Source organism: [Clostridium] ammoniilyticum, from assembly GCF_025566905.1.
Taxonomy (GTDB): domain Bacteria; phylum Bacillota_I; class Bacilli_A; order Erysipelotrichales; family Coprobacillaceae; genus Faecalibacillus; species Faecalibacillus intestinalis.
The window spans coordinates 1-10,601 of record NZ_JAOQJR010000026.1; the positions used below are offsets into that span (position 1 = coordinate 1).

Sequence of the window (10,601 nt, forward strand, 5' to 3'; positions counted from 1 at the left end):
TTGTGATCCGTATCCAATGATGGCTACTGTTTTCCCATCTAATAATGATAAGTCACAATCTGATTCATAAAAAATTTTTGCCATTTTTAATATCCCCCATTAATTTTTATTACTCGATTTCCTTTTTCGTTACCCATTATACGTCTAATGTTGTCTTATGTCAATAGCGTTGTCTGCTCTCTTTGGACATTTTTTTAACAATCATCAATTATTTCTTTTCTAACTTTAATTGATTGATTGCCCTTAAGATGTGTATACGCATGGCGCTTCTTGCCCCTTCTGCATTTCGATCATTCATAAATTCCATAATCATTTTATTATCTGAGATAATATCTTGATTAGATACATGTTCATATTCGTAAAGAAAAACCCCTTTTTGAATAGATTCTTGTAACACTGGTTCTAATCTTGACATAAATTCATTATGCGTTGCTTGTGCAATAGAACAGTGAAATAACATTTCTTGTTTTGCATAACTTTTTTTATTTGTAATACAGTCTTCAATTTCATTTTTGATTGCATTGATTCTTTCCAATTCTTTATCCGTTGCTCTAAGTGTTGCATAATAAGCAATTTCTGGTTCAAAAATCAAACGGATTTCGTAAAGATCATCTGCTCCCATTTTAACTTCCGGAGGAATATTGAACTTTTCAAAAGTTTGATTATCATAATCTTCTCTAACAAAAGTTCCTTTTCCTCTTTTAATTTCTAAAACATGTCGTGTTACTAAAATACGTATCGCTTCTCTTAATGTAATACGACTAACTCCTAATTCTTTAGATAATTCAATCTCATTAGGAAGTTTATCTCCTGGTAAATATTTCTTTTCAACGACGATCATCGAAAGGAGCATCTCAGCAATATCATCCGATAACCTTTTTTTCTTATCCATAGTTTCCCTCGATTCCTTAAATTACTTGAAATTCTATCACAAAAATAATAATTATGCTATGACCTTTTGTCCATACACCTTTTTTTATTTATCATATATTACATTGAAAGGAGGTTATTTATGGACCCTGTAACAATCGCAAATGAAGCCACATTGATCTATGACAACATTACTAAAAACTCAAATGCTGTTGTCACACGTATTTTAAGTTTGTATGATTTAACAGCAACAAAAGAAGCGTTACTTGATAGTTATACACCTGGTCAAACCATCACTTATATTACGCGTGTAGAAAATACAGGTAGTGCTTCTCTTTATAATCTTACAATTGTAGATGATCTAGCAAACGGTACACTTCAATACATTGATACAAGTATTGAAGGTTATTTAAATGGTTCACCAATTGAAGCAGATGTACAAAAAACAGCAAATACAGTCACTTTTAAAATAGATAATGTGCTTAATCCTAATGACAATGTTTTAATTATCTTTGAAACAACAACACCTACGACAAATCCTGAACAAATTACCAATACCCAAACAATTACAGCTAATGGTGGTTCAACAACAGGACCAATTGTCACTGCTAAACCAAATCCTAGTGCAACTGTCACACTAGCAAATTATGTGTCTCTAGATATTACAAAAGCTGTTGATAAAACAAGTATTTATAGTGGTGAATCTCTTGTTTACACTTTCAAAATTGTAAATAGAGGTAATGAAACAGCGACAAATGTTACTTTCAATGATATCTTCCCAACAGGATACAAAATCAATAGTATTATTTTAAAAACACCTGACTCTCCTGATCCGATTATTTATGATCCAGGAACTTATGTGCAATTTACAACACTTAGAATTGATAATCTGGTTATTCCTGTAGGAACAAGTACTCTTACTGTTACTGGTATTTATACAAGTTAAAAATGGATGCTTCAGCATCCATTTTTAATCATATAATTGGAAATTTAAATGATAGACAAGAGAATCAAACATTTTTGTATTAAATCCATAAGCAATACAATCATCTACTTCTCCATCCCAATCATTATTTAATTGATCTAAAGCTTCTTGTGCTTTTTCTTTTGTTATTTGACAAGTCGCAAAGAATTCAACAGCATCTTTTTCCATTTGTGATTCTTTGTAAGGAGATACTGAAAAATCAGGATAGATTTCTAATAATTCCTCTTTTACTTTTTGATAATCTTCTTCTTTTGAACTTGATATAACAACATATAATGTTCCTAACATTATTTCATCATCCTTTCTTTAAACTTTGATATATTTTCAAAATCATCATTTTGTCTTTTTTCTATATCATGATATAACTTACTTACCTTAAATGCAATCATGATAAAATAAAGAATAAGCATTACAATTAAAATGACAAACCACATAAAAATAAGCCAACCCATATTACATAACTCCTTTATCTAATTGATGTAAATCTTTATGATAAAAAATATAAAGCATGATTGCAGCAGCAGTCCAAGCAAGAACCTCTGCTAAATATATTCCATAAACACCCATATAATGCGGTAAAATAAGTGCTGCTGATACTCTCGTAATTAACTCAACAATTCCTGATACCATTGGAATAATCGTATTTTCCATCCCTTGAAGAGCACTTCTATAAGAATATAAAATATATAAAACTGGTAAACAAACAGCCATTGTAAATAAATAATCATAAGCATATTTTAAAACAATTTGTGTTTGTTTTGGTGTCGTAGATATAAAAAGTAATAATACTTTTTTACCAAAGAATAGAATAACGATCATAATAACAATGGAAATAAAAACAGATAAAATATTTGCTTGAAAAACACCGGATTTCATTCTTTGATATTTTTTAGCTCCATAGTTTTGTGAAACAAAGGTTGTAATTGCATAACCAAAGGATATAGCAACAACTTCTAATATTCCATAGAGTTTATTTGTTGCTGTATAACCAGCAATAAATAAGAAACCAAAGCCATTAACTACAGATTGTAAAACAATTCCACCAAAAGCAATAATCAAGTTTTGAAAAGCTAATGGTAAACCTAATTTAATGAGTTGATAAATAAGTTTTTGATCTATTTGAAAACTTTCTTTTTTAATTTTAAAGGGTAATTCTTTTCTTATTTTAAAATAACAAAAAGTAGCTGCAAATAATTGTGAAATCAATGTTGCTATTGCTGCACCAGCAATTCCTTGATGAAAGATACAAACAAATAATAAATCGAGTATAACGTTTAAACAAGCAGCAATGAGCATTGCAATAAGCGGTGTACGACTATCTCCTATAGCTCTTAAAATACTTGAAAAACAGTTATAAAAGATCACAATTAAGGCTCCACCAGACATGATTCTTAAATAGGTAATAGATCCTTGAATTGTATGACTTGGTGTATTTAATAATTTTAATAAAGGTTCGATAATTATTTGTGAAAAAATGATAACTAAAATTGCTATTACAAAACATGAAAGATAGGACATCGCAATTGATTTTTCCATTCCTTTTTCATCATTAGCCCCTAAACAATTAGATACACGAATTGAAAATCCTTGTGTAAAGCCCATTAAAAGTCCTAAAATAGCCCAGTTGATCCAATCTGCTCCACCAATAGAAGCTAATGCATCAACACCTACAAAACGCCCTACAATCATGGTATCTACCATGATATAAAGTTGTTGTAAAAAATTACCGAACATTAAAGGTAAAGCAAAGAAAAAAATAAGTTTTAAAGGATGACCTGTGGTTAAATTTTTCATAAATTCCCTCCATAGATTTAATTATTAAGAGTTTTTAATATAAAGTCAATCATATTGTTTTTTTATTTTTTGATTTTAGGTTATAATGTATAGAGGTTAAAGGAGAGAGTAGTATGGCTAATTGTAATCATGATTGTAATTCATGTAAAAGTACATGTTCAAAAAAAGATTTTTTAGCACCAATGAATGCACATTCTCATGTAAAAAAAGTGATTGGTGTTGTAAGTGGTAAAGGAGGCGTTGGAAAGTCTTCAGTAACTTCATTATTGGCGCTTGCTAAACAAAGAGAAGGATATAAAGTAGCTATTCTAGATGGTGATATTACAGGACCTTCTATAGGACGTATTTTTGGCGTAGAAAACAAACAAGTTTTATCTAATGGTAAAGAATTCACACCTGTTGAAAGTAGTCAAGGAATTAAAATTATGTCTACGAATTTATTATTAGAATCAAATGACACACCAGTTATTTGGCGTGGTCCCGTACTTGCAGGAATGATCAAACAATTCTGGTCTGATGTAATGTGGGGAGATGTTGATTATATGTTTGTTGATATGCCTCCAGGAACAGGAGATGTTCCACTTACAGTTTTTCAATCACTTCCATTAGATGGTATAATCATTGTGACAAGTCCTCAAGAACTTGTAGGGATGATTGTAAGTAAAGCTGTTAATATGGCTAAAAAAATGGATGTCGATATTATTGGTATCGTTGAAAATATGTCTTATGTTAAATGTCCTGATTGTGATAAAAAAATTTATATGTTTGGTAAGAGTCATAGCCAAGAAGTGGCTGATCGTTATCAACTTCCATTACTTGGTCAATTACCTATTGATAGTGAATTGACTCAATTATCTGATCAAGGTTATGTTGAAAATTATCATTCTGATTGGTTTGATGAGTTTTCTCAAAAAGTAAAAGATATTTAAAAAAGCACTCACGTGCTTTTTTTAATTTAGTGGTTCATTATTACGATTCATGAAGTCTTTTACGGCATCATTTAAAACATCATTTAAATATCTACTAAATTCATCTTTATCTTCTACATTAGATAATTGAATAGGCATGTTTACAACACCAACATGAACATTTTCATCAGCCATAAGTTTTTCAATATCACCTGATTGTCCAAACATTTTTGATGCTGCTTGCATTGTTTTACAATGTGACATTGTCGCATAATATATATAATCTTCAATTGTTTCCATTCCAGCAACATCTTGAATTTGTTTAAATTGTTCTTCTAATAATTCCATTTCTTCATCATCAAATTCTAAAACAACTTGTTTCATCTCAATCACCTCATATTTCGTGTAATATATTATCACAAACTTAAAAAAAAGATAGTCTTTTTATTATTTATTTCTAACAAGAAATAAACTTATAGATCTAAAAAATCCCAATGTTAAAACATTGAAAACAGTGATCCAATCTCCATATTTAGGATAAACCTTTTTTATAATTTGATGTGAAATATAAATATTCATAATAAAAGAAAGTAAAATACATCCTAAAAATAATAAAAAGATAATTGTATCTAATGAACCTAATTGAGCATTTAAAGAGAGATAAAAAAGAATTGTTCCCATAATTTCAATCATCATTAAAAATAATCCTTCCTTTTCCAATGCTACTTCTTTTCCTAGAAGATATTTACTGTAATAAGGAATCCATGATTTCTTTGAATGTGTTTTATTATAAAGAAAAAGACTTTCAAAAATATAATTTTCAACAAGATAAAAGATGCTGATAAAGATCAAAAAAAGATATAACGCATAAAAAGACATAAATAAACCTAAAACTACTAACACACTTATTCCTCCCATAATCTTACCTCCTAAAAAATAAATTCATAAACAATGCCAAAGATTTCTCTTACAAAATATGTAGGAAATAACCACCAAGCAGTATGAGCACTTATAGCATAACTTTTGATATTTAATCGACGAGCTATTGTTTGTGCACGATATTCATGAAATTCATTTGTAATAATCGTGATTGCTTTAGATAAATTTTCTTTTTTAATTAATTGATAAGAAAACAATATATTTTCTCTTGTAGAAGTAGACTTATCTTCTTGATATAAGCGATGAGGATCAATTCCTTTACTTACAAGATATTGATACATACATTTAGCTTCTGATATTTCTTCATTAGCACCTTGTCCACCTGATAGAATACATTGTAATTTAGGATTTTCATTTAAATATTGATATGTTTTATCAAGTCTTTCTTTTAATGCAAGACTTGGTTTTTTATTTTTAACACGACATCCTAAAACAACAACTGTTGTTTCTTCTTGAGGTAATATATTCATATTTGTAAGTATTTTATAAGAACACGTAGAAATAATTGCTAAAAGGATGATTATGAAAGATAACATTATTTTAGAAAAAATCAAATGATGTAATGGCCTATTAAAAAAGATAATAAGGAAACAACCTAAAGAAACTATTATTCCTGCTATATTTCCAATATTTAAGATTCCTTTTAATAAAAAAGGAAGTAAAAAAATAATAAAACTTATGATAAAAAATATCAGTAATAAATATTTTATAATTTTCATTGTTTCACCTACTTGGGTTCATTCTAACAAAAAATAGAGATTTTGACATCTCTATTTAAAATATTGATCTATTTTATTTTTATTTAGTTCTTCACCGATAACAATTATGACATCTTGCCCTTGATTGATTTCTTGTATAGAGGTATTTTCTTGAGTCATATTGATTTCATACCAGTGTTTTTCTTTTTGATAAAAACCTTTAACTCTCATGACATGACCACAATCTTGATTTTTAAATATATGATTTATTTTTTGAATAAATTCATCTTGATTGAATCTATTATTCATATAATAAAGAGATTGAAAAGCATCATTTTGGTTAAACCATAATTTTTCAATATAATCATTTGTATATTGACTATTTAATAATTCTTGATAATCTTCTTGGGTCATTTCATCCCATTTTTTAATTTTTAATTTTTCTTGTAGAAGAGGTTTTCCATGAAATAAAGCAAGTGCATCATTCATTTGTTGAATTGTTTCTACAATTCTTTCTTTACTTGTAGTATCTACTTTACTTAAAATAATTTTTCCTGCACTTACAATTTGGCTTGCAAGTAAATAAGAAGCTTCTTTAGATAAATTCTTTTCTAATGAGGCATCTACAATTGCAAATACATTTCCTATTTCATACCAATTTGTAAGAGGTTCTTCATGTAAAACATCAAAAAACTCTTCTACATCAAAAATACCTGATGGTTCTACCAAAACACGATCAAAGTCTCTCATTCCCATAGATATCAATTTTGTCTTAAAACGTCTTTGATGACAATCCTTATCACAAGCTCCTGCTACCATTTCTAATTCACAATTTTCTGATTCTAAATCTTGTAATAACATCATATCAACATTAACTGCACCAAAATCGTTTTCAATAATTCCAATTCTATATCCTTGATCAATTAAATATTGAGCATATTTTTTTATGAAAGTTGTTTTACCAGATCCTAAAAAACCTGTTATTAAATCTACTTTTACCATAATCTTCACTCCTTGATTTTATTATATATCTAAAGAAAAAAAAGTCTAATAGAAAGACTTTTTAATCTGTTCTTAACGCTGTTACAGGATCTTCTTTCGCTGCTTTTTTAGAAGGAACAATTCCTCCAAGTAGAGTTAAAATCACGCTTAAAATAATTAAAACAATTCCTGCAACTGGTGGTAAAGAAGCATTAACAGCTGTTGTATCTGCAATATTGTGAATAACAATATTAGCTGGGATAAGAGCGAGTAATGTAATAATAATTCCAATAAGACCTGCAAACAATCCAATAATAAATGTTTCAGCATTGAATACTTGCGAAATATTACGTTTAGAAGCCCCTATGGCTCTTAATATACCAATTTCTTTTTTACGTTCTAAAACACTAATATACGTAATAACACCTATCATAATTGAAGAAACAACCAATGAAATACCTACAAAGGCTACAAGGACATAACTAATGACATTAACAATATCAGTTACCGAAGACATTAATGTTCCTACAAAATCTGTATACGTAATGACTTTGTCTTCTTGATTTGTTTTTTCCATTTTATGATTATACGTATCTAAAAAGTGAATCACTTTTTCTTTGCTTTCAAAGTTTTTAGGATAAATACTAATACTTGCTGGTTTTTTAAAATCAGCATATCCTAATTTCTTTATATTATTATCATATGAATCTTGTTCACTTGTCATCATTGATGAAATAATACTCATAAAATCATTTTCATCACCACTAAAGCTCATTGCTTCTGTAAAAGCATGACTATCAAATTGAAAAGCATTTTCTATTGATGAGCTCATAGACATCATACTTTTTTGAATACCTCTTTGTAGAGAGGATGATAAATTTTGCATAGATGATTGCATATATTGAGACATAATTTGAGAAATTTGTGTTTCTATGTTTGTTGATTGTATAATAGATGTCATTTCTTGAGTTAAAATATTCTTTGCTTCTTGTGAATTTAAATAGCTCATTAAATACTCATTTATTTTTGTAATATCTAAATCATTTGCGCCTAATTGTTTTTTATAATCGTCTAAGACTGCATTGATAATTTGTTGCATTTCATTTTGATCAATACCATCTTCAATATATTTCTTTACTTGTTCTTCTATAACTTGACGTGCATGATCTGTTTGTAAGTAATTTATAAATTCTTGTGTAGCTTGATTAATATTTACTTCTGGATGATTTTTTTCATATTCTAAATAACCATTTAATAAAGAATTAGCTAAATGATCAAGTTGATCACTTGAAACATTAAATTGAATTTGATTAATTATTTGATTCATGTCTAATGTTGGAAGTGATAGATTTGTCAGTTCTTGATTTAAATTCGTAAAATCTAATTGTAAAGCTTGTGTATTGAACTTAAATGCTGATTGCATTTTGTTTTGATCAATTGTAAATAATGAACTTAAATCAAATTGTGAATTTTTTTCTTCAAAAGCATTTCCTGTAAAAATATTCACATTTTTATTTTTTAATTGATCTTGAACAATTTGAGTTGTAGATGACTTTTCTATAATATGTTGTACAAGTGATGATGGATAATAAATTCCTGTTGATAACATGGTCGCTGTTTGATCATCTTTAGGTTGGACAATGCCTACAATTTTTAAATCTTCACCATTTTGAACAAGTTGATTCATATATGTTTGATCATTAGATTTATCTTTATATACATGATATTGTTCATCATATTCATAATAATCCGCCGATTTAACAAGTTTGAATGTTTTATTTAAAATATCTTGATAACTATAATCATCCTCTTTTAATGTCACATCTACATCTTCTTCATTAGCAAACTGTTGTACCATTTGATCTAATTCTGATGAATCTCTTAAACCAAGTGTATAAGCCATCATATCACTTATCTTTCCAGAGGAAGTAAGAACAACAACACATTCATTATATTTTTTTGGCCAATGACCTGCTTTCATATCATATTGCCCACTAAATAAGTTAGTGTTTTTAGGCATGGATTTAAAGACATCTGTAGACATCATGGAAGACATCATACTATTTGAACTTGTGGATGATCCCATTCCTAGGGAACTAAATGTTTTATCAGGATTAACTTGTCTATAAGTATTATCTTGATAGCGATATATTTGTGGTGTCACATTATAAGTATATTCGATTGCATTGGAATAATTTTTTAATTGTTTTTGGTTACTTTGAATATAACTCTTTAATGATTCTAAATCATTTGATCCAATTTTAGAAAACATTGTAGTCATCATATTAGCTACTTGAATATCATTTTTAGAAGATTGTTTTTTATCTTGATTATCATCTACTAACATTGATGACATATCTATACCAGTACTTGTAATTTGTAAAGGATATTCTGACAACGTATCTTCTTCGATTGTTTGAATATACGTATTAACACCATTTGATAAAGATAATATAAGAGCTATTCCTATAATCCCTATGGAACCTGCAAAAGATGTTAAAAAAGTTCTTCCTTTTTTTGTTTTTAAATTATTAAAACTAAGGGATAGTGATGTAAGTAAAGACATAGATGTTTTTCCCATATTACGATGTTGTGGGACAAAACTTTCAACATGATATGGGTTTGTATCATCTAAAATAACTCCATCTTTTAATGTAACAATACGTGTTGCATATTCTTTGGCAAGTTTTGGATTATGAGTAACCATAACAACAAGTCTGTCCTTAGCAACTTCTTTTAATAAATCCATAACTTGTATACTCGTTTCACTATCTAAGGCTCCTGTTGGTTCATCAGCCAATAAAATATCAGGATCATTAACCAATGCTCTTGCAATAGCAACACGTTGCATTTGTCCTCCTGATAACTGATTAGGCTTTTTATGAAATTGTTGTCCTAATCCTACCTTGGTAAGAGCATCAATTGCTTTCTCTCTTCTTTGTGCTTTAGAAACACCAGAAATAGTAAGCGCAAGTTCAACATTGGATAAAATTGTCTGATGTGGAATTAAGTTATAACTTTGGAAAACAAAACCGATTGTGTGATTACGATAAGAATCCCAATCTCGGTCTTTATATTTTTTTGTGGAAATACCATTGATAATTAAGTCTCCACTGTCATATCTATCTAATCCACCAATAATATTTAAAAGTGTGGTTTTACCAGAGCCACTTGGACCTAGTATCGACACAAATTCATTATCTCTTAAATTAAGGCTGACATGATTTAAAGCTTTTTGAATAAAATTTCCCGTTTTATACTGTTTACAGATATCTGTTATTTGTAACATCCTTCCCCCTCCATATAGAATAAAATTATCATTTCAATTTGAACTTATTATTAATAGTATGTAAAAACATAAAAAAAAAGAAGGAACTGGCAACGAGCTATTTTCGCACAATGTACTATCTTCGCCGCGATGATGCT

At 28.6% G+C, this 10,601-nt stretch carries 11 protein-coding genes; 2 read left to right on the plus strand and 9 right to left on the minus strand.

Going from position 1 to position 10,601, the window contains the following annotated elements; all coding sequences use genetic code 11:
- Positions 1-208: 208 nt before the first annotated feature.
- A complete protein-coding gene (locus OCV55_RS13725) occupies positions 209-892 on the minus strand; it encodes a FadR/GntR family transcriptional regulator (protein ID WP_032089587.1) in 684 nt (227 codons plus the stop codon).
- Between the two features lie 120 nt (positions 893-1,012).
- Between OCV55_RS13725 and OCV55_RS13730 the strand changes: the two genes are divergently transcribed.
- Complete coding sequence (locus OCV55_RS13730) at positions 1,013-1,816, plus strand: DUF11 domain-containing protein (RefSeq protein WP_147580904.1); 804 nt, start codon at positions 1,013-1,015, stop codon at positions 1,814-1,816.
- Between the two features lie 24 nt (positions 1,817-1,840).
- Here the strand turns inward: OCV55_RS13730 and OCV55_RS13735 are convergent, their stop codons facing one another.
- Genes OCV55_RS13735 through OCV55_RS13745 form a run of 3 tightly spaced genes read right to left on the minus strand, consistent with a single transcriptional unit; the run spans position 1,841 to position 3,649 of the window.
- Positions 1,841-2,143 (minus strand): hypothetical protein, encoded by a 303-nt coding sequence (locus OCV55_RS13735; protein ID WP_147580905.1) that lies wholly within the window; start codon positions 2,141-2,143, stop codon positions 1,841-1,843.
- A complete protein-coding gene (locus OCV55_RS13740) occupies positions 2,143-2,307 on the minus strand; it encodes a hypothetical protein (RefSeq protein ID WP_022002562.1) in 165 nt (54 codons plus the stop codon). The genes OCV55_RS13735 and OCV55_RS13740 overlap by 1 nt, the downstream gene beginning before the upstream one ends.
- A gap of 1 nt (position 2,308) precedes the next feature.
- Positions 2,309-3,649 (minus strand): MATE family efflux transporter, encoded by a 1,341-nt coding sequence (locus tag OCV55_RS13745; RefSeq protein ID WP_119362559.1) that lies wholly within the window; start codon positions 3,647-3,649, stop codon positions 2,309-2,311.
- A 113-nt stretch (positions 3,650-3,762) separates the two neighbouring features.
- Between OCV55_RS13745 and OCV55_RS13750 the strand changes: the two genes are divergently transcribed.
- Positions 3,763-4,578, plus strand: a complete 816-nt coding sequence (locus tag OCV55_RS13750) for an Mrp/NBP35 family ATP-binding protein (protein WP_022002560.1) — start codon at positions 3,763-3,765, stop codon at positions 4,576-4,578.
- A gap of 21 nt (positions 4,579-4,599) precedes the next feature.
- On the opposite strand, the gene OCV55_RS13755 is transcribed toward OCV55_RS13750, so the two are convergent.
- The 5 genes from OCV55_RS13755 to OCV55_RS13775 all read right to left on the minus strand — a co-directional run bounded on the left by OCV55_RS13755 (position 4,600) and on the right by OCV55_RS13775 (position 10,464).
- Positions 4,600-4,941 (minus strand): hypothetical protein, encoded by a 342-nt coding sequence (locus OCV55_RS13755; protein WP_022002559.1) that lies wholly within the window; start codon positions 4,939-4,941, stop codon positions 4,600-4,602.
- A gap of 63 nt (positions 4,942-5,004) precedes the next feature.
- Positions 5,005-5,475, minus strand: a complete 471-nt coding sequence (locus OCV55_RS13760) for a hypothetical protein (RefSeq protein ID WP_119362557.1) — start codon at positions 5,473-5,475, stop codon at positions 5,005-5,007.
- Between the two features lie 11 nt (positions 5,476-5,486).
- A complete protein-coding gene (locus OCV55_RS13765) occupies positions 5,487-6,215 on the minus strand; it encodes a YdcF family protein (RefSeq protein WP_147580906.1) in 729 nt (242 codons plus the stop codon).
- 51 nt (positions 6,216-6,266) lie between these two features.
- The gene (locus tag OCV55_RS13770) at positions 6,267-7,196 is read right to left on the minus strand and encodes a GTP-binding protein (protein WP_147580907.1); all 930 of its coding nucleotides are present in this window, start codon (positions 7,194-7,196) and stop codon (positions 6,267-6,269) included.
- Between the two features lie 61 nt (positions 7,197-7,257).
- Complete coding sequence (locus OCV55_RS13775; protein ID WP_147580908.1) at positions 7,258-10,464, minus strand: ABC transporter ATP-binding protein/permease; 3,207 nt, start codon at positions 10,462-10,464, stop codon at positions 7,258-7,260.
- Positions 10,465-10,601: the final 137 nt, after the last annotated feature.